Below are 19,553 nucleotides of genomic sequence, written 5' to 3'. Positions count from 1 at the left end.
TTTCTCTTATTTTTACCTGGAAAGAGGATGTGTATTCATATTGTTTTATTAGGCTTTTTTTCGGAGCATGGTAAATTCTTCAACAGGCTCCTCCATGTGCATGTATAGGATCATCTGCGGATGTGGTGCTACATCTATGTCATTGCCTTCCTCATCCTTCATGGCTTTGATTTTCTGTGTAAAGTATTTTCCCAATGGCCTTACTACTTCAATTTCATCTCCCACAAACATCCTGTTTCTCTGTTCTATTTTAGCTATACCGGTATTTTTGTCATATTCCAGTACAATTCCAATAAATTCATACTCCCTTATATATGAGCTGGTGTGGTATATCTGTCCCTTACCTGTAGGTTTGCCAAGATAAAAACCTGTTGAATACTCCCTATGGCTTGCTTTTGAAAGCTCCTCCATCCAATGTGGGTCAAAACTATAATTTGAAGGATTCTCATAATATGCATCAATGGCATCCCTGTAAGCTTTTACAATAGTTGCAACATAGTAAGAGCTTTTCATACGGCCTTCTATCTTTAAACTTGTGACACCTGTTCTTATAATGTCCGGAATATATTCTATCATACACAGATCCTTAGAATTGTATATAAAGGTTCCTCTTTCATTCTCGAAAACTGGCATATACTCACCAGGTCGTTTTTCTTCAACCAGATGATACTTCCACCTGCATGGGTGTGCACAATATCCTTTGTTGGAATCACGGCCTGTCATATAATTACTTAATAGACACCTTCCGGAGTATGATATACACATTGCACCATGCACAAATATCTCCAACTCAAGGTCCTCTGGCAGCTTATGGCGGATTTCCTGTATTTCAGAAAGAGAGAGCTCCCTTGCCAAAATAATTCTTCTTACACCATGATCATACCAAAACTTTGCGCTCATCCAGTTGGTGTTGTTTGCCTGGGTACTCAAGTGAACTTCCATGCCAGATGCGTTTTCCTTCACAATGGAAAATGTACCCGGATCTGATAGTATAACTGCATCAACACCCATATTATTAGCTTCATTAACAAACTGAGGCATATTGGCCAGATCTTCATTATGGGGAATTATGTTCATGGTCAGGTAAACCTTCTTACCTCTTTCATGGGCAAATTTAATACCCTCCATCATTTCTTCCCTGCTGAAATTCTCAGCTGAAGCTCTAAGGCCGAATTCTTCCCCTCCTATATAAACAGCATCAGCCCCATAAAGAACAGCCATTTTGAGTTTTTCAAGGCTGCCCGCCGGTGCCAGCAATTCTACTTTTTTCATACTTACATCTCCCATGCTTACTTTTTATAACTTAAAGCAACTCCGTCGCCTACAGGCAGTATGCTGGTATCGAGCTCTTCACTTTCACATATTGTGCTTAGAAAATCCCTGAGCCTTTTTACAATTGTTTTCTTTCTCCTTACAACAAGATCATCATTTGCTACCATGCCCTTGTAAAGAACATTATCAGAAAACAAAAGCCCGCCTTTATTAAGCATCCTCATACATTCAGGCAAAAACTCGGGATACTGCCCCTTTGCTGCGTCTAAAAATATCATATCGTATTTTTTATCAAGGCACTTAAGGACATCAACAGCATCACCTACTATGATATTTACCGTATCCTCAAGACCCGCCCTTTTTATATTTACCCTGGCACGGTCTATCATGAGCTCATACCTGTCCACTGTATCTATTTTTCCACCTTTATCCAAAACCTTTGATAGAATAATGGCCGAATAACCTATAGCAGTTCCAACTTCAAGTATTCTCTTAGGCTTAAGAAGTTTGCCTGTAACCAAAAGCAGCTTTGCAACTTCCGGCTGGATAATGGGAACATGATTTTCCTTTGCAAACATCTCAAGTTCTTTTAGTATGATATCATTTTCCTTAATAGTATTCCTGATATAATCATTGATATAGTCATAAATAATCATAATAACATATGTCTCCGGCTTTAATTCTATAAAAATTGTGAGGCACATGGCCTCACAACAATTTTGTTATATTTAAGCATATAACTCTAATAAGCAATCAGTTGAACAAACCATACTTTTTCACAGCTGCTTGATGCTGGCTTAAAGTTGTGGAAAATTCATGGGTACCGTCCCCTTTTGACACGAAGTAGTAATAATCTGTTGTTTCAGGCTCTAAAGCTGCTTCAATAGATTCCTTACCAGGACAGCATATGGGACCAGGCGGCAACCCTTCATGCAAATATGTGTTATAGGGGTCGTTTATCTTTGTATCGGCGTCTGTCAATTTTGGTTTAACCTCGCCAGTCTTGTTTAATAATATATATTGTATTGTTGCACAGGATTGAAGCTTTTTATGTATCGGATTCTTGCTTTTAAGCCTGTTATAGAAAACTCCCGATATAAGCCTTCTCTCCTCATATTCTTTAGCTTCCCTCTCAATTATTGATGCTAGAATTATCACTTCATGAACTGTTAAACCTAATGCTTTTGCCTTTTCATAATACTCAGGTTTGAAAACTTCATCAAATCTTGATAGCATCCGGTCTATGATGGCTTTTTCTCCGCTCTTCACATCAAAATTGTAAGTATCGGGAAATAAGTAACCTTCCAACCTTTTCTCTCTTTGAGGTATGCCCTTTAAAAACTTGTAATCGAACTTCTCATTTAATGCTACATTTGCAAATTTAGCCTTATCAATAAGCTTATCCTTGTAAAGCTTGTCAGTAATCTGATTTAAGGTATATCCTTCAGGTATTAATACCTTTGAAGTAACAGGATCGCTGGATAAAATTCTCATCAAGGAATCATAATCCAAGTCTTTGCTTAGTATATGGGTCCCGGACTTATATGTTCCATCAAATCCGTTTATCTTTGATATCATCTTAAACATAAAGGTATTTTTAATTATCCCCTCTTCAGCAAGCTTATCAGTAATCTGAGCTGATGTAGCCCCTCTTGGAACCTCAAATTGTATCCCCTTGCTTTCAGGAATGACGGGTAATGGTTTATCAAGACTATCATCCTGGTTTCTCAATACATAGTTGTATGAAAACGCAGCACTAGTAAAAAACACACAAATAAGAGATAAAATTATTACAAATCTTATTATGAACTTTTTCTTTTTAACTGCTTTTTTAGAATTACCCAAATCAACCACCACTTTACACAATAATCGCTTTTTAAAAGCTTTTAATCTAACCTAGCTTACTTTTGTATTTTGCTCTCATTTCTGTATCTAAAATTCTCTTTCTGATTCTTATATTCTTTGGAGTTATCTCAACAAGTTCGTCATCAGCTATAAATTCAAGGCATTGTTCAAGACTCATCTGGCGAGGCGGTGTAAGCCTTAATGCTTCATCTGAACCGGATGCTCTCATGTTTGTTACATGTTTCTTTTTGCAAACATTTATTACTATATCCTCGGCTCTTGCATTTTCTCCAACAACCATACCCTCATATACCTTTAGACCAGGTTCGATAAATAATGTTCCCCTATCCTGAGCATTGTAAAGCCCGTATGTTACAGCTTCCCCATCTTCCCATGCTATTATGGAACCTCTTTGTCTTCCAAATATCTCTCCCTTAAATGGTTCATATCCATGGAAAATGTGATTCATAATACCGTTTCCTTTTGTGTCTGTCATAAACTCCGATCTATACCCTATAAGACCTCTAGCCGGAATCTTGAATTCAAGCCTCATATACCCCTGATTGGATGAGTGCATGTTTATCATCTCAGCTCTTCTTGTTCCAAGCTTCTCCATAACAACACCCATAAAATCTTCTGGTACATCTATTGTCAAATGCTCAATAGGCTCTTGCTCAACCCCGTCAATCTCCTTGAAAATAACTTTTGGCTTGGAAACCTGAAACTCATATCCCTGTCTTCTCATTGTTTCAATGAGTATTGAAAGATGCAGTTCTCCTCTTCCAGACACCTTGAAGGAGTCGGCCGATTCTGTTTCTTCAACCCTTAAGCTTAAATTTGTCTCAAGTTCCTTAAAAAGCCTGTCCCTCAAATGCCTGGATGTGACGAAAGTACCTTCACGTCCTGCAAACGGACTGTTGTTAACACTGAATGTCATATTTATGGTTGGTTCGTCTATCTCGATAAACGGAAGTGCTTCAGGGCAATCTACATCACAAATTGTCTCACCGATTGTTATATCTCCAACCCCTGAAACCGCAACAATGTCGCCAAATGTCGCCTCGTTTGCCTCAGCCCTTCTTAACCCTTCAAACATATATAATCTGCTTATTCTCATATTAAAAAGAGATCCGTCTATCCTACATGTAACTGCCTGCTGTCCAACCTTGATTGTTCCTCTCTCAACTCTTCCTATGGCAATCCTTCCAACATATTCGTCATAGTCTATGCTTGATACCAGAAGCTGAAGAGGCTCATCTGAAGATCCCTTAGGGGCTGGAACATTTTTTAGTATGGTCTCAAACAAAGGCTCCAAATTTGTGCCTCCATCATTCAATTCCAAATTAGCATAACCATCTCTTGCAGATGCATATACAACCGGAAATTCCAACTGCTCATCATCAGCACCGAGTTCTATAAACAATTCCAAAACTTCATCAATAACTTCCATTGGTCTTGCTTCAGGCCTATCAATCTTATTGATGACCACTATAGGCTTTAGGTTCAGCTGCAGAGCTTTTCTAAGAACAAATCTAGTCTGGGGCATTGGCCCGTCAAAAGCATCAACCAAGAGCAATACACCATCAACCATCTTTAATATACGTTCCACTTCACCGCCGAAGTCCGCATGTCCAGGTGTATCCACTATGTTTATCTTTGTATCCTTGTAACATACTGCCGTATTCTTGGCAAGAATGGTTATTCCCCTCTCCCTTTCAAGGTCATTCGAGTCCATAACCCTTTCCTGAACCTGCTCATTTTCTCTGAATATACCGCTTTGTCTCAGCATAACATCAACAAGCGTAGTCTTACCGTGATCAACGTGTGCAATAATTGCAATATTTCTTAAATTTTCTCTAATACTATTCACAAAAATCCCTTTCTATCATAAAAAATTTCAATTATATTCACAATAGATTAAAAGTGATTAATCTAAGATATGGCATACAATTGTTACCTAATGTAATTTATATACTATAAATTACGTGCAAGAAATTATACCATATTATTTTAAATGAGACAAGGTGCATAAAAACATGGCAGAAAATAATAATAATAAATTTTGATAAATTGCACAATTTAATATAGATAAAATAGATATAACTATTTTACAGTTCGATATCTGTAGATAAACAGTATTAATATGGAGGTACTTATGAATCCTCATATACATGAATACAAAATAGATTCCAAAACTTCAAAGGGGCATAAACACAAAGTAAAAGGGTATACCGACAGTATGCTTGGAATAAACTCATTCCATATACACTTCTTTTATGGTGTATCTTCATACAGCAACCATACACATTATTTTTCCGGGTTCACAGGGTTCCCGATTAAAACTGCCAATGGTCATGTTCATAAGATTGAGGATATTTTAGAAACAAATAATTTGCATGAACATTTATTGTCAGGCTATACCTATGAGGATATAGCCTATATAAACAGGCCAAAATTAAAGGGTGCTTTCATATAGAATTGTGCCTATTATTACTATTATTACTATTATTACTATTATTACTATTATTACTGCCATTCCCCCTGAATTTCTGCATTTTTATGGTCTGTATCAAAATTAGATCTGTCAAAATAGTTTGCCATAGTTCCAAAAGTGGTATCTACGTTGATCCACTTTTTCTTATCAACTGAATAAACCTGATTCCATGCATGGTCACCCCATGCTACACCACTGTAACCAAGCCCAGTAACCATCCGGACCTTTAATCCTGTTGCCCGACACATGGAAATATACAGGCAGGAATAATCAAAGCATATTCCTTCTCTGGTTTTAAATGCTATTATGGAACCAGACTCTATTCCTCTTGGATTAATGCCTACTCTTTCAGCCTTATCATAATCATATGTGAGATTTCTTGTAATCCATTTATATATTTTTTGTGCCTTCTCATAATCACTTTTAGCACCTTTTGTAATACTCTTTGCAGTATCATCAATTTCACTATTTGATTTAATTGCCTGATCTAATGTAACTCCGTTAAAGTACTCTATTACCCTCACATTTTGTCCTGCTATTTTTTTAGCCAGATCTGCCATATCCCCCTGTTTACCGTTTGGAACAGGAATAAAGTTCCCTGTGCTGCTGGCATTTCCAAAAGAGTCATTTAGGAGTACCGGAATTTTCTTTGCTATACTTGAATCCAAAATAGGAGTAAGCCCTTTGTCATATATTAAGTTATAGGCTAGAGATTCCTTCATTAGATTAGATAACTGGGGATGCTGATAATAATAGTTGAAGAAATTCAATCCCAGTCCAATTATGAGAGTTATCAATATTGATCTCGGAATCTGCACCATACCGCCAATAAATACTTTAATCCCGTTGCCTAAAGGATTGAGCAATTCATAAACTGCTTCAGATACAGGTGCAATTAACAATTTGTAAATCAATTCCTTTATTGGCCACATTAAAATAAGAAGAATAGCCAGTACGATTGGGACATTAAAAACATACACAAGTATGTCCCTTCCGGTAAAAACATTTTTAAGGCCTGGTGGTATCATTTCATATACTTTGTAGAAAATACCGTTCCCATGTTCAAAGTATATATTTTTAGTTAAATATACCGATACCAACAATAAAAGAATAAGCTCCATATTTTCAAACAGTGATTCAAGTGAGTAATAGATTCTCTCCCTTGTAAACGGTCTTAAAGCACCTGATATAATCGGTAATAAGAATATCAATACAAATGCAATTGTCACAAAGTTTATATCCATTAATAAATCTCCATTCCGTACCATACTATATATAAAGAATAAATATTCCCTTACATTTGCTTATGACAAATCCATTTAGTCACTATCACTGCTCTGTCAATGAAAAATTATTAACACCTTTCATAGAGCATTAACGTAACATACTTATATAATACTACGAATATGTGATTTTTGTATATGATCAAAATTTTTATCTTGCATTTTGATTAAAAACAGGGTATTATTAAAGCTAAGAAAATTTTATAACAATAGTCTTCACAATAATAGGCAAAGATGTCAATTATTTACTGAAGCTTAATTAATGAGTAAACGAGGGCGTTTTGAATTACTTTAATTCGCTCTTTTTATTTTGCTCTTAAGTATATTATCATATTGTATATTCAGAAAGGGGTTAAAAACATGAGTCCATCAGAAATTTTTGGTTCAAAAGTATTCAATGATGCAACTATGAGGGAGCGTCTTCCGAAAGCAACATATAAAGCTTTGAAAAAGACAATTGATGAGGGTCTTCCGCTAGATCCAGCTGTAGCTGAAGTTGTTGCAAGTGCCATGAAGGATTGGGCAATAGAAAACGGTGCAACTCACTTTACTCACTGGTTCCAGCCAATGACAGGAATAACTGCCGAAAAGCATGATTCCTTTATTTCACCAACTTCAGACGGAAAGGTTATACTTGAGTTTTCAGGCAAAGAATTGATTAAAGGTGAGCCTGATGCATCATCTTTCCCATCCGGCGGCCTAAGAGCAACATTCGAAGCTAGAGGATACACTGCTTGGGATTGTACTTCACCTGCTTTCATAAAAGATGACTCTTTATATATACCTACAGCATTCTGTTCTTACACTGGAGAAGCATTGGATAAGAAAACGCCTCTGCTCCGTTCAATGGAAGCTCTTAACAAACAGGCAATGCGTATTTTAAAAATATTTGGAAACACAACAGCACAAAACGTTATAACCACTGTAGGTCCTGAACAGGAGTACTTCCTTGTTGATAAGAGTTTATATGATGCACGTAAGGACCTTATCTTTACAGGCCGTACGCTTTTTGGAGCTATGCCTCCTAAAGGTCAGGAAATGGAAGATCATTACTTTGGTTCACTAAAAGAAAGAATCTCCAATTACATGAAAGAATTGGATGAAGAGCTGTGGGCACTTGGAATATCTGCAAAGACTAAACACAACGAAGTTGCTCCTGCACAGCATGAATTGGCACCAATTTTCTCAACTACAAATATAGCTACAGACCACAATCAGCTTACTATGGATCTTATGAAAAAAGTAGCATTAAGACATGGTTTGGTATGCTTGCAACATGAAAAACCTTTTGCAGGCGTTAACGGTTCCGGTAAACACAACAACTGGTCAATGGCTACAAACGACGGCCAGAACCTTTTAGAACCCGGAAGCACTCCACATGATAATGCACAATTCTTGGTATTCCTCTGCTCAGTAATAAGAGCGGTAGATGAATATGCAGATTTATTGAGGCTTTCGGCTGCAAATCCTGGAAACGACCACCGCCTTGGAGCAAACGAAGCACCTCCTGCCATAATTTCAATATTCCTCGGTGAGCAGCTTACAGACATACTTGATCAGATTGAGAACGGCGGAGCTAAAAGCTCAAAATCCGGCGGAGAATTGACAATTGGTGTTACTACTCTTCCACCACTTCCAAAAGATACCACAGATAGAAACAGAACATCACCTTTTGCTTTCACAGGAAACAAGTTTGAATTCAGAATGGTGGGTTCATCACAGTCAATTGCCGGTGCTAACTTTATATTGAATACAATTGTTGCTGAAATACTAAGCCAGGTTGCTGACAAACTTGAAGGTTCACAAGACCTCAACAAAGATGTTCAATCACTGCTTAAGGAAATGGTCAAGAGCCATAAGAGGGTTATCTTCAATGGTAACGGATACTCTGATGAATGGGTTACAGAAGCTGAAAAAAGAGGCCTTCCAAATATTCGTTCAACTGTGGCTGCTATTCCTGTTCTTATTGCAGAGAAGAACATGTCAGTATTGAGCAAGCATGGAGTACTTAGCAAAGCTGAATGTGAATCACGTTATGAAATAAACCTCGAAAATTATATCAAAACAATAAATATTGAAGCTTTAACAGCACTTGAAATGGCTAATCGTCAGATTGTACCGGCAGTTATTGCTTTCACAACCGATCTTGCCAATTCAATAATCGCTATAAAGAATACTGGTATCCAGGCTGATATTTCAGCCCAGACAGAACTGTTAACTGAAGTTTCTTCTTCATTGTCCTCCCTGAAAAAGAATATAAAGATCCTTCAGGAGGTTACAGAAAAAGCTGCCAGCATGCATGGAGACTCATACAATCAAGCCTGCTACTACAGAGACACTGTATTTACACAGATGACTGCAGTAAGAGCTGATGCTGACAAGCTTGAAACATTGGTTGATTCAGATTTATGGCCAATACCCACATACAGTGACTTACTCTTTAACATATAATAAATAGTGTAGTATTCACTCACAGTAATTTTCCAAATCAAAAAAGGGCTTTTAGCCCTTTTTTATTATGTTTGAATTCCTTTTTCATATAAATTATCTTATTATATTAGAAATTTATACCCATTTTTAACGCTTCCATTTCTTCAGGTATCATGTGATGTTTTCTAGCCGGCAAAACCTTCTTTAATGATTCTTCAAAGCTCTCTGTCGATATTACACCTGTGTGGGCAATGAGTTTTCCAAGAAGGATTATGTTGGCATATGTTACATTACCCATCTCATCAGCCATTTTGCTGGCAGGGATCTTGTAAACTTTGACATCTTTTCTCTTTACCTCTACATCTACCAAAGAGCTGTCTATAATGATAACGCCACCCTCTAAGACTGAATTTTCAAACTTTGTAAGTGATGGACCGTTCATAACAATAAGTGATGAAGCACTGTTTAATATTGGAGATGCTACTGGCTCATCGGATATTACCACACTGCAGTTGGCTGTTCCGCCTCTCATTTCAGGCCCATATGATGGCAGCCATGAAACATTCCTTTTCTCAATCAATCCTGCATTTGCCAACACTCTTCCGGCAGATAAGATTCCTTGTCCGCCAAAACCTGCTATAATAATTTCCTCTTTTATCATTATCCTACACCTCCAGATCCTTTCCCTTGAAATTACCCAAAGGATAATGCGGCATCATATTATCCTGAAGCCATTTTATAGCCTCAATGGGGTTTAGTCCCCAGTTTGTAGGACAAGTTGAAAGGATCTCAACAAGTGAAAAACCCTTCTTTGCAATCTGGACCTGAAATGCTTTTTTAATTGCCTGTTTAGCATTCTTTATGTTTTTTATGTCATTTACAGCTACTCTTTCCAAATATACTGCACCTTCAAGGCTTGACAGCATTTCACACACTTTTATCGGAAAACCGTGTGCTTCTGCACTTCTTCCAAATGGTGTAGTCATTGTTACCTGATTAATAAGGGTAGTTGGGGCCATTTGGCCAGATGTCATTCCATAAATGGCATTATTAACAAATATAGTAGTAATCTTTTCTCCTCTTGCTGCAGCATGTACTATCTCCGCAGTACCAATTGCTGCTAAATCTCCATCTCCCTGATAGGTAAAAACAACATTTTCCGGGTTAGCTCTCTTAACCCCTGTTCCAACTGCAGGAGCACGTCCATGTGCCGCCTGTACCATATCGCAATTAAAATATTCATAATTATTGTAGGTACACCCAACAGGCGAAATTCCAATGGTTTTTCCCTCTATTTGAAGCTCATCTATAACTTCTGCAATAAGTCTATGAACGATACCGTGAGTACATCCGGGACAATAATGCATCGATACGTCTTTTAATGCATGAGGTCTTTCAAAAACTATAGGCATCTTAATTTCCCTCCCAAAATTCAAATCAACCCTTTAATATTTCCTTAATCTTATTTAGAATATCCTGCTGAGTTGGTATCATACCACCCATTCTTCCGTAAAAATGAACCTCTCTCTTACCATTTACCGCCATACGCACGTCCTCTACCATCTGCCCTGCGTTCATTTCTACTGTCAGGAAAGCTTTTGGTACTTCCGCATATTTCTGGAATTCGCTGACAGGGAAAGGCCACAGTGTAATAGGTCTTATGAGGCCTACTTTAATTCCTTCTTTCTCTGCCATTGTAATAACATTTTTTATAATTCTGGCAACTGTTCCGAAAGCTGAAACAATTATATCTGCATTTTCGCAATTATAAGTTTCAACTCTGATCTCTTTTGATTCTATTTCTTTATACTTGGCCTGAAGCTTTAAATTATGATTCTCCATCTTCTCAGGATCAATATAAATTGAAGTGATAACATTGTTCTCCCTAGACATATTGGTCCCGTTAGTAGCCCAATTCTTATCAACTTTTATTATTTCTTCACTGTCTCTAAACTCCACAGGTTCCATCATCTGGCCAAGTATACCGTCTCCCATTATCATGGCCAGAATTCTGTACCTATCGGCTATGTTAAAAGCTTCAACTGTAAGCTCGTAAAGCTCCTGAACGCTGCATGGTGCCAGAACTACCATCTTATAGTCGCCGTGTCCGCCCCCCTTAACAGCTTGAAAGTAATCACACTGTGCCGGTAATATTCCTCCAAGACCTGGTCCGGTACGAACTATATTTACTACAACAGCAGGCAGCTCCGCACACGATGCATATGAAATCCCTTCCTGCTTGAGACTTATACCTGGACTTGATGATGAGGTCATAACCCTCACACCTGCACTTGCAGCACCGTAAACCATATTTATAGCAGCAACCTCACTCTCAGCCTGCAAAAAAGTTCCGCCTTCCTGCGGCATTCTCTTTGCCATATAGTGAGCTATTTCTGTCTGTGGAGTAATCGGATAACCGAAGTAATGTCTGCATCCGGCTCTTAACGCTGCTTCGCCTATTACTTCGTTTCCTTTCATTAGAATTTTTTCTCCCATTAAATATATCCCCCTTTCTAAAAATAAAAAATATCAAGGCAATTTTGATAACCTTTTACTTTTCCACCTCGATAACTACATCAGGACAAATGGTAGCACAAAATGCACATCCGATACATTTATCCATTTCTTTTACGCCTGCAGGATGAAACCCTTTGGTATTTAGTTTATCGCTGTTAATTACAATTATTTTTTTGGGACACACTTCAACGCACAACTTGCATCCCTTACATTTTTCTTCATTAAATTTTACCTTAGCCATAATACCCCCCTACTTCATTTTACTATTTTTAGACCAAAATCCACTCCGTTTATTATAAAACTCTTTATCCTCATTTGCAAGCTCAGTTAAGAACTCTTCCAGTAATATTATGCTCAGGGGTTCAATATAATCATACTTAACACCATATTCTATGCCTTTTTCTTTTATATCGCATCTTACAAAACTACCCTCAAAAGTAAAAGTCCTTTCCCGGGTTAAATTAACCTCAAAATATAAGATACTATCTTTTAAATAATCCTGATCTAAATCTATACTTTCCCTCACGATAAAGGCTGCACCTGCTTTACTGATATTGGTCAGTATGGCAAATACCCCATTTTTATTCTCTCTGTCTTTTCTTATAACAGCACTTAAATATACATCATACCTGGCATAATCCCTCTTATTATCAAAAACATTCAACTGGTGGACCTTTATTGTTATTCTTTGGGGATTATCCATATGAATCTTTGTTACCCAGCCTATAAACATAATTTCAATCTCATTAGATGTATACTTACACTTAACCGTGTCACCAATCATGATTAAGTTTTCTATATAATTTTTTTCCAAACCTATATTAACTTGAATAAAGTCATCGCTTATTGAATATACAATATTAGTAATCCATGCAGGACTGGCATCTATTTTTGTCTTGATTATACTACCTACCTTCAAATACTTTCCAAGCAATTCTTTATTCATAAGATATAACCATACCTTTCATAATTTCCGGATAATAAGAAAGTTTAGTCCCAAGGCAGCTTAATAAACTTTTCCATCTCCAGAACTTCACCTGCTATTTTTCCTCTTACTCTATTTAATATATCGTAAAAACCTGACGTAAAAGCAATAGGAATTCCAAGCTTTGACGAAACTTTTTGAATTATTTTTTGGCCCTCAATGATTTCATCACCTGTAGAGCTTTTTAATATATTTGTATTATTGATAAGTGATGTTACCTTAAGCCTTGAGCTTAACTGTATTTCATTTATAACTTCCTCTATTTTCTCTGCACTGTCCGTCATAGGCCTTCTAACATTAATTACAAAATACATTTCATGCTCATCATTTTGTATTTGCTCCTTAAAGGCGGATAGTGCCCTTGCTCCAATATCGTCACCACCAACGTCCAAAACCACCTTCTGGTCCTTATTTATAAAAAGCGAATTAACCTCTGCTGGTACAGCAGGAACATCGACATTTGTATTGGCATAAACAGAAGTAACAATATTGATTCCATTTTCTTTTAATACTTCTTTAGCATCCGCAGTCCTGAAATATGGGTTAACTATATCAAAATCCATAATAGCAGTTTTATATTGTTCTGCCAGCTTCATTGCACAGTTAACAGCCACCTCGGTTTTGCCGCTGCCAAAATGACCTGTAAATATTAGCACTCTTTTATCAAACATAAATTACCACTTCCTAAAATTATTAATTGGAATAAGTATAGCCTATAAGATCCTTAATTACTTCCCCTGCTATAATAAGCCCTACCACAGAAGGCACAAAGGATATGCTTCCAGGTATCTGGTGACGGCTTGTACACTTTCTGGTAGTTCCTTTTGGGCATATACAGCCCACAGCACAGCTTGATTCTTCTGTTTCTTGTGGTTTAATCGGTACTTCCCTGGAATAAACAACTTTAAGTGAAGATACATCCCGCCTTTTAAGTTCATATCTCATAACCTTTGCAAGGGGGCAGACTGAAGTGCTGAATAAATCAGTCACTTCAAATCTTGTAGGATCCATCTTGTTACCTGCACCCATACTGCTTATTATAGGTATACCCGTTTTTTTAGCCTTTACAACAAGATCTATCTTTCCAGAAACAGTGTCAATGGCATCTACGATATAATCATAGTCATCAAATATCAGTTTATCAGAGCTTTCGGGAAGATAAAACATCTGGTGTGTAATAACCTCGGCTTTTGGATTAATATCCAGTATCCTTTCCTTCATGACATCAACTTTAGGCTTTCCCACTGTTTTTCTTGTTGCATGAAGCTGCCTGTTTATATTTGTAAGACAAATACAATCATCATCCACAAGCACAAACTTTCCAACTCCTGCCCGAGCCAAACCTTCAACAGCATAAGTACCTACTCCGCCTATGCCAAAAATCGCCACCTTTGAATCAGCAAGCTTTTTTAATGCTTCCTTCCCGATCAATAACTCTGTTCTTGAAAACTCATGTAACATTTATTTAAACTATCCTTTCCTTAATACCTTTGTAGCTCCGCAAACCTCTACAATACGTTTTGCAAGTATGGATGCTCTTTTAATGGCAAAATCATCATCCTGGCAGGCCTATGGGCACAAACACCATGATGACCGCAGTCATCCTCACAATAACCATCAGCTACAATAGTCATTCCATGAACCAGCATAATGTCATGCAAAGCCTTCATTGTAGTTTCCTGTCCACCATATTTTGATGTAGCAACCGTTACCCCTGCCGCAATTTTATTGTAAAAGGCCTTTTCGCCCCTTAATTTTCTTGTCTTATCAAAAAAAGCTTTCAATTGTCCGGTTACTGTTCCAAAATAAACAGGGCTTCCCAAAACCAATCCGTCTGCCTTTTTCATAAGTTCAAAAGCTTCTTCCAGCTTTGTACCTTTATAGCAAGCTCCTGAGCATGGATTTGAGCAAACACTGCAAAAACTGTGTTTTGCAGACTGTAACAGCTCCGGCACTTCAAGTATTTCCGTCTTTGCACCTAATTCAGCTGCCTTTTCCAAAACCTTCCCAAGCAGAAATTTTGTATTACCATCTTTATTCGGACTCCCGTTTAAACCTAAAATCAACATATTCTCGCACCTCAGCCTTATGAATTTTTATATTATGTATTATTATATGATATTATTCCCAATCTCTCAACCTGACTTCAAGATTAATAAAGTTCATTCATATTTAAATATGGAATTTTTTAAAATTATGATATATAATTATTTTCTGTAAGCCTTATATTATATATTACTACAGATTTAACGCAATATAAGAATATAAATAAATAACGAAAAGGAACGATTTTTATGAAATATATTGTTGTACTTGGAGATGGTATGGCAGACTACCGCATGCCTGAATTGGATAATTTGACACCTTTGGAAAAGGCTAAGAAACCCAACATTGACAAGCTTGCACAAAAAGGAAGACTTGGAATGGTTAAGACAGTACCTGACGGAATACCTCCGGGAAGTGATGCAGCAAACCTCTCTGTTATGGGATATAATCCAAAGATTTACTACTCAGGACGTTCACCGCTAGAAGCTGTAAGCATGGGTATTCAGTTAAAGGATACTGATGTTACATTCAGATGCAACCTTGTTACGCTTTCCGACGGGGAAGAGTATTCTGAAAAAACAATGATAGACTACAGTTCTGACGAAATTTCAACCAAAGAAGCTCATGAACTGATAGCGGAAATTCAACGTCATTTCGGTACATCAGACATTACATTTTTTGGCGGTATAAGCTATCGTCATTGTATGGTTTGGAATAACGGCTCATTGGAGTTTAAATTGACTCCTCCTCATGACATATTAGACAGGAAAATAACCGAGTACATGCCACAAGGGCCGTACAGTAAAATGGTTGAAAAAATGATGGTTGAAAGCTACAACATTTTAAAAGACCATCCTGTGAATTTGGAGAGAATTGCTAAAGGACTAAGACCAGCCAATTCAATCTGGATATGGGGCGAAGGTAAAAAACCTGCTCTTTCAAGTTTCAATGACAAGTACAAAATAACCGGGTCAGTGATATCTGCAGTTGACCTAATTAAGGGTATAGGAATATGTGCAGGTCTTGATTCCATTGATGTTGAAGGAGCAACCGGCAATGTTCACACAAACTTCCTCGGCAAGGCAGAGGCTGCATTAAAGGAAATTGACAGTGGAAAGGACTTTGTTTATGTTCATCTGGAAGCACCTGATGAATGTGGTCACAGACATGAAATTGAGAATAAAGTCAAGTCTATCGAACTAATTGATGAATTGGTAGTGGGAACACTTTTAAAAGGACTGGAAAAATACCCCGATTACAGGATTATGGTTCTTCCGGATCACCCCACTCCATTATCCTTAAGGACTCATACATCAGAACCTGTGCCATTTCTCATATACCAAAAAAGTGATCAGATAGATTCAGGCAGCAATGGTTATGATGAGTTTCAGGCAGCAAAGACAGGCATAATGGTAGACGAAGGTTATACCCTGATGGATAGCTTTATAAAGCTAAAAAATCTTAGTGATCTATAAAAGATCACTTGTGATCTTGCAAACTTTGATTGGCATCATGAAAAAGCACCGGTTTTATCATTCGCCGGTGCTTTCGTATCCTTCTGTTATTCTCACTTTATAATAAACATTTCTCACCGTGTCATCCAATGAATCAGCTGCTTTCACAATGAGATAATATATTCCATTATTTATATCTGCTTTTATATCCAAAAAATCCTGACCCAATTCATTCTGAAGCTGGCTTTTACATATTTCATTGCCATCCTGGTCCGTCAAAATCATGCTGATATCTTTTGCTCTATCATCATATACATTTGTTGTTCCGGTAATTATTATTTTACAAGGTTTATTAATTTCAATCTTGTAAAAATCCTCATCTTTTTTATCTCTTAACATACCTTCCATATCCATTTCCAATCTTGCAGCACTCGCGTTGTCATAGAAATCATCAGGCTCACTTTCAAAAATAGAACTCTCAAGCTCACCTATACCTTCAACAGGCATCAAAACAGACGAAGGAAACAACTCCTTAAGATCATCTACTGGTATTGCAAAATTAATATTTTGAGTACCTGATAACATAAAAGCCATTATACCTACTACCTCACCCTTCATGTTGAAAAGAGGCCCCCCCCCGCTTCCTGAACCGATAAAAGCTGTTGTTTGTATATAATCTATACCTAATAGATTTCTAAAACCGCTGATATCCCCTGTTGAAACAGTGTTGTGAAATTCCATAGGATTGCCAATAGCAACAACTTTTTCTCCCAATTCTGTTTTAGCCGAAGCCCCAACTTCGCAGCCGGCAGATTGTCCGCATCGCTAAGCTGCAGAATTGCTATGTCCCTTACAGGATTATAATTTAAAATGTACTTTACATCAAAGGTTAAGTTATTTGCCAGCGTACACTTAATAGATGCGGCTCCCTTTAATATCCCAAAATTAGTAACTATTACGCCAGTGCTGTCTATATTGAATCCACTGCCAAAGGCAATAGGATTACCATTTTCATCAAAGGTTTTTATATAAGCCACAGCATCTTTTTCACGTGCAACTTCCCTTGTACTAAGGTTACTCTTCTTAGACTCATGAGAAGGCAAGGTAATGGGGTTTGGTGTTGGCTTGTCTGACAGGTAATTTACCTTTAAATCAATGAACGGTCCATCCATTATAACCTTTTGTTTTAACGTAGAGTCTGACTTTATTCTATAATCCTTGCCATCATTGTCTTTTGAATCCCAATTCTTATAATAAATCCAGTTACACGCAATATTTATATCCAGATCTATGTTGCTGCCAACCTTAACCTTACTGCCTCCATCACTTCTAACCTTATATAAATTATTAAATGAATCATTATAGTAAACATACCCGTTATCTACATTGTATGAATCTACAACCTCAAATATAATCTGCTGCTGTTCTTTTCCATCTATATCTACTTTACAAACTCCATCTATATTTCCATATGAATCATAATAAACCCAATTTCCTTCGGCAACTATTCGTGCATCAAGCCCCAACCCTTTACATAAAAACTTCTTATCACTTCCATTTGTCCTAATTTTATATAAAGCATTATCATACTGTTCCTTGAAATATATCCAGCCGTCACTGACTGTAAAACTTCCTATAGGATTTTTATCATATATTGATTCCATTCCTTTCCCATCAATCCTGACTTTATATAACTTGCTGTCTTCACTATTTATGTAATAAATCCAGTCTCCAATGATATGTACACTTTGAACTGCAAAAGCTGTAAGTTTTGTAATGTTCTCCCCTTTTGTTGTCATTTTATAAAGCAGCCCTCTTTCACCCTTTGAAAGATGATCTTCAGGATATGTAAAATAGATCCACCCATCAATGACATTAATATTGATTACCTCATCACCTAAAATCTTTTCTTTCTCCTGTCCATCCTTGCTAATTCTATATAACCCTTTGCCAATTACAGAAATATAAGTATACTCACCCTCTTGGGCGGCAAATCCATAGTTCAAGATATTTCCGGAAGAGTTTCCCGTTGCTTCTTTGCCACTTTCAATTTTAATTATCCTATCCTCATCATCCCATTCCACCTGTGCACCCAAAACTTCAGCAACAAACCTCAGCGGCACCATTGTTCTGCCACCTATAACCTTAACCGGAATATCCAATGGAAAATCATTGCCGTTTACCGATGCTGCTCTACTGCCTACCTTTAATTTTATAGTCTTTTTACCTTTAAAGGCTGTTATTGACTGCGACTTGTTATCCCATATCAAGTAAGCATCAAGACTCTCAAATATATCACGCATAGGAACCAGCGTGTTTCCATTTTCCATGCATGGCGTGTCTTCCATTGTGAGGAAATCTCCCCTTACCATAACCCTAATATCCTTTGAGGCATCTTGTGCATTGACATCCATATGGAATAGCATCAGCACTACAACAACAAAGACAATATAGATATTTCTAATCATATGCCTTATCTCCTTGGCTTTATAGATTCACTAACCCAGTTATGAATTACCAAACCCTTAGGTATGATTAAAATAGACAACTATGAGGCCATCATTTTTGCCATTTTCCAAATCATTAAAATATAACTTATTTTTGTCATATATTTTATCGGCCTCATCTTCTTTATCAAACACAATTATTTTTTCCACAAGTAATTTTACTATTTCAACATTAATATCTTTAACATCAATACTTTTAATTAAATTATCAATATCATTTAATTTAAAAGTATCAAATCTGTTTTTGCAGGCAATTATGTCATTTTTAACAGCATTAATTTGGGATTCAATCTCATTATTAATTCTTATAAATTGCTGTTCACTTATTTTTCCATTTAGTCTATCAAGATACATTATATCCTGCTGCCTAATCTTTTCCTCAATAATCCCCTCCAATTCGTCAATTCTAGTTAGGTTTGACTCTCTTGTAACATAGTCTTTGATAAGTACTTTTACTTTTTCCACTATCTCTCTATCATTTGAAGCATATTTCAATTCTTCATACAAAATATTTAACAGATCTTCTTCATAAACGTGATGGCTTTTGCACTTCTGTGCTCCGTATTTAGCATAGATGCTGCAAACATAAGCTGTTGGAGTACCATTTCTTCTTCTAGCGTACATAATGCTTCCACATTTACCACAATACAAAACAGAAGCAAAAAGGTTAGGCCTGCCTTTGTGCCTCTGGCTCCTAACCAATTTTCCTTCACGTATTTT

Annotated in this window: 18 protein-coding genes and 1 pseudogene; 3 read left to right on the top strand and 16 right to left on the bottom strand. The window is 36.9% G+C overall.

The window, feature by feature from the left end:
* Positions 1 to 48: 48 nt before the first annotated feature.
* The 4 genes from Bccel_RS00640 to typA form a co-directional block, all read right to left on the bottom strand.
* The gene (locus Bccel_RS00640; protein WP_036939499.1) at positions 49 to 1,272 is read right to left on the bottom strand and encodes a peptidase U32 family protein; all 1,224 of its coding nucleotides are present in this window, start codon (positions 1,270 to 1,272) and stop codon (positions 49 to 51) included.
* Positions 1,273 to 1,289: 17 nt separating this feature from the next.
* The gene (locus Bccel_RS00635) at positions 1,290 to 1,928 is read right to left on the bottom strand and encodes an O-methyltransferase (RefSeq protein WP_036939779.1); all 639 of its coding nucleotides are present in this window, start codon (positions 1,926 to 1,928) and stop codon (positions 1,290 to 1,292) included.
* A 97-nt stretch (positions 1,929 to 2,025) separates the two neighbouring features.
* Positions 2,026 to 3,117, bottom strand: a complete 1,092-nt coding sequence (gene mltG, locus Bccel_RS00630; protein ID WP_242856979.1) for an endolytic transglycosylase MltG — start codon at positions 3,115 to 3,117, stop codon at positions 2,026 to 2,028.
* Positions 3,118 to 3,163: 46 nt separating this feature from the next.
* On the bottom strand, positions 3,164 to 4,987 hold the full coding sequence (gene typA / locus Bccel_RS00625) for a translational GTPase TypA (protein WP_036939496.1): 1,824 nt from the start codon (positions 4,985 to 4,987) through the stop codon (positions 3,164 to 3,166).
* Between the two features lie 285 nt (positions 4,988 to 5,272).
* On the opposite strand from typA, the gene Bccel_RS00620 reads away from it, so the two are divergent.
* Positions 5,273 to 5,593 carry a YmaF family protein gene (locus Bccel_RS00620; protein WP_036939492.1) on the top strand — a complete coding sequence of 107 codons (321 nt, stop codon included), beginning with the start codon at positions 5,273 to 5,275 and terminating at the stop codon, positions 5,591 to 5,593.
* Positions 5,594 to 5,643: 50 nt separating this feature from the next.
* On the opposite strand, the gene Bccel_RS00615 is transcribed toward Bccel_RS00620, so the two are convergent.
* Positions 5,644 to 6,855, bottom strand: coding sequence for a transglutaminase-like domain-containing protein (locus Bccel_RS00615; RefSeq protein ID WP_050752944.1), 1,212 nt, complete (start codon positions 6,853 to 6,855; stop codon positions 5,644 to 5,646).
* A gap of 399 nt (positions 6,856 to 7,254) precedes the next feature.
* Here Bccel_RS00615 and Bccel_RS00610 point away from each other — a divergent pair, with 399 nt between their 5' ends.
* Complete coding sequence (locus Bccel_RS00610) at positions 7,255 to 9,345, top strand: glutamine synthetase III family protein (RefSeq protein ID WP_036939487.1); 2,091 nt, start codon at positions 7,255 to 7,257, stop codon at positions 9,343 to 9,345.
* Between the two features lie 106 nt (positions 9,346 to 9,451).
* Here the strand turns inward: Bccel_RS00610 and Bccel_RS00605 are convergent, their stop codons facing one another.
* The 8 genes and pseudogenes from Bccel_RS00605 to Bccel_RS00570 form a co-directional block, all read right to left on the bottom strand.
* Entirely contained in the window at positions 9,452 to 9,985 is a 534-nt protein-coding gene (locus tag Bccel_RS00605) for a 2-oxoacid:acceptor oxidoreductase family protein (protein WP_036939484.1), read from the bottom strand.
* Positions 9,986 to 9,989: 4 nt separating this feature from the next.
* Positions 9,990 to 10,736, bottom strand: a complete 747-nt coding sequence (locus tag Bccel_RS00600; protein WP_036939481.1) for a thiamine pyrophosphate-dependent enzyme — start codon at positions 10,734 to 10,736, stop codon at positions 9,990 to 9,992.
* Positions 10,737 to 10,761: 25 nt separating this feature from the next.
* Positions 10,762 to 11,820 (bottom strand): 3-methyl-2-oxobutanoate dehydrogenase subunit VorB, encoded by a 1,059-nt coding sequence (locus tag Bccel_RS00595; RefSeq protein WP_036939479.1) that lies wholly within the window; start codon positions 11,818 to 11,820, stop codon positions 10,762 to 10,764.
* Positions 11,821 to 11,875: 55 nt separating this feature from the next.
* On the bottom strand, positions 11,876 to 12,082 hold the full coding sequence (locus Bccel_RS00590; RefSeq protein ID WP_036939476.1) for a 4Fe-4S dicluster domain-containing protein: 207 nt from the start codon (positions 12,080 to 12,082) through the stop codon (positions 11,876 to 11,878).
* Positions 12,083 to 12,091: 9 nt separating this feature from the next.
* Positions 12,092 to 12,787: a PilZ domain-containing protein gene (locus tag Bccel_RS00585; protein WP_036939473.1), complete on the bottom strand. Its 696-nt coding sequence runs from the start codon at positions 12,785 to 12,787 to the stop codon at positions 12,092 to 12,094.
* Positions 12,788 to 12,831: 44 nt separating this feature from the next.
* Positions 12,832 to 13,497, bottom strand: a complete 666-nt coding sequence (locus Bccel_RS00580; RefSeq protein WP_036939471.1) for an ATP synthase — start codon at positions 13,495 to 13,497, stop codon at positions 12,832 to 12,834.
* A gap of 22 nt (positions 13,498 to 13,519) precedes the next feature.
* Positions 13,520 to 14,287: a tRNA threonylcarbamoyladenosine dehydratase gene (locus Bccel_RS00575; protein ID WP_036939468.1), complete on the bottom strand. Its 768-nt coding sequence runs from the start codon at positions 14,285 to 14,287 to the stop codon at positions 13,520 to 13,522.
* Between the two features lie 9 nt (positions 14,288 to 14,296).
* A pseudogene (locus Bccel_RS00570) lies at positions 14,297 to 14,895 on the bottom strand (flavodoxin family protein).
* Between the two features lie 225 nt (positions 14,896 to 15,120).
* On the opposite strand from Bccel_RS00570, the gene Bccel_RS00565 reads away from it, so the two are divergent.
* The gene (locus tag Bccel_RS00565) at positions 15,121 to 16,347 is read left to right on the top strand and encodes a cofactor-independent phosphoglycerate mutase (RefSeq protein ID WP_036939463.1); all 1,227 of its coding nucleotides are present in this window, start codon (positions 15,121 to 15,123) and stop codon (positions 16,345 to 16,347) included.
* A gap of 57 nt (positions 16,348 to 16,404) precedes the next feature.
* Here the strand turns inward: Bccel_RS00565 and Bccel_RS00560 are convergent, their stop codons facing one another.
* From Bccel_RS00560 to Bccel_RS00550, 3 genes are read right to left on the bottom strand one after another with little or no spacing between them, the layout of a single operon-like run.
* Positions 16,405 to 17,067: a trypsin-like peptidase domain-containing protein gene (locus Bccel_RS00560; protein ID WP_050752943.1), complete on the bottom strand. Its 663-nt coding sequence runs from the start codon at positions 17,065 to 17,067 to the stop codon at positions 16,405 to 16,407.
* Positions 17,010 to 18,794: a DUF5050 domain-containing protein gene (locus tag Bccel_RS00555; protein ID WP_050752942.1), complete on the bottom strand. Its 1,785-nt coding sequence runs from the start codon at positions 18,792 to 18,794 to the stop codon at positions 17,010 to 17,012. Before Bccel_RS00555 ends, Bccel_RS00560 begins: the two co-directional genes overlap by 58 nt.
* Before the next feature lie 57 nt (positions 18,795 to 18,851).
* Positions 18,852 to 19,535 (bottom strand): recombinase zinc ribbon domain-containing protein, encoded by a 684-nt coding sequence (locus tag Bccel_RS00550; RefSeq protein ID WP_050752941.1) that lies wholly within the window; start codon positions 19,533 to 19,535, stop codon positions 18,852 to 18,854.
* Positions 19,536 to 19,553 lie beyond the last annotated feature (18 nt).

Source organism: Pseudobacteroides cellulosolvens ATCC 35603 = DSM 2933 (assembly GCF_001262605.1).
Taxonomy (GTDB): domain Bacteria; phylum Bacillota; class Clostridia; order Acetivibrionales; family DSM-2933; genus Pseudobacteroides; species Pseudobacteroides cellulosolvens.
Note: the sequence above shows the minus strand (reverse complement) of the source record. Positions and strands in the feature narration are given on the sequence as shown.

Excerpts from the sequence above, each read along its gene's own strand:
- Bccel_RS00560 (WP_050752943.1), bottom strand. The coding sequence starts at position 17,067 with ATGGAATTTCACAACACTGTTTCAACAGGGGATATCAGCGGTTTTAGA.
- Bccel_RS00620 (WP_036939492.1), top strand. The coding sequence starts at position 5,273 with ATGAATCCTCATATACATGAATACAAAATAGATTCCAAAACTTCAAAG.
- Bccel_RS00640 (WP_036939499.1), bottom strand. The coding sequence starts at position 1,272 with ATGAAAAAAGTAGAATTGCTGGCACCGGCGGGCAGCCTTGAAAAACTC.
- Bccel_RS00555 (WP_050752942.1), bottom strand. The coding sequence starts at position 18,794 with ATGATTAGAAATATCTATATTGTCTTTGTTGTTGTAGTGCTGATGCTA.
- Bccel_RS00585 (WP_036939473.1), bottom strand. The coding sequence starts at position 12,787 with ATGAATAAAGAATTGCTTGGAAAGTATTTGAAGGTAGGTAGTATAATC.
- Bccel_RS00605 (WP_036939484.1), bottom strand. The coding sequence starts at position 9,985 with ATGATAAAAGAGGAAATTATTATAGCAGGTTTTGGCGGACAAGGAATC.
- Bccel_RS00565 (WP_036939463.1), top strand. The coding sequence starts at position 15,121 with ATGAAATATATTGTTGTACTTGGAGATGGTATGGCAGACTACCGCATG.
- Bccel_RS00575 (WP_036939468.1), bottom strand. The coding sequence starts at position 14,287 with ATGTTACATGAGTTTTCAAGAACAGAGTTATTGATCGGGAAGGAAGCA.
- Bccel_RS00610 (WP_036939487.1), top strand. The coding sequence starts at position 7,255 with ATGAGTCCATCAGAAATTTTTGGTTCAAAAGTATTCAATGATGCAACT.
- Bccel_RS00580 (WP_036939471.1), bottom strand. The coding sequence starts at position 13,497 with ATGTTTGATAAAAGAGTGCTAATATTTACAGGTCATTTTGGCAGCGGC.
- Bccel_RS00595 (WP_036939479.1), bottom strand. The coding sequence starts at position 11,820 with ATGGGAGAAAAAATTCTAATGAAAGGAAACGAAGTAATAGGCGAAGCA.
- Bccel_RS00635 (WP_036939779.1), bottom strand. The coding sequence starts at position 1,928 with ATGATTATTTATGACTATATCAATGATTATATCAGGAATACTATTAAG.
- Bccel_RS00600 (WP_036939481.1), bottom strand. The coding sequence starts at position 10,736 with ATGCCTATAGTTTTTGAAAGACCTCATGCATTAAAAGACGTATCGATG.
- Bccel_RS00615 (WP_050752944.1), bottom strand. The coding sequence starts at position 6,855 with ATGGATATAAACTTTGTGACAATTGCATTTGTATTGATATTCTTATTA.
- Bccel_RS00590 (WP_036939476.1), bottom strand. The coding sequence starts at position 12,082 with ATGGCTAAGGTAAAATTTAATGAAGAAAAATGTAAGGGATGCAAGTTG.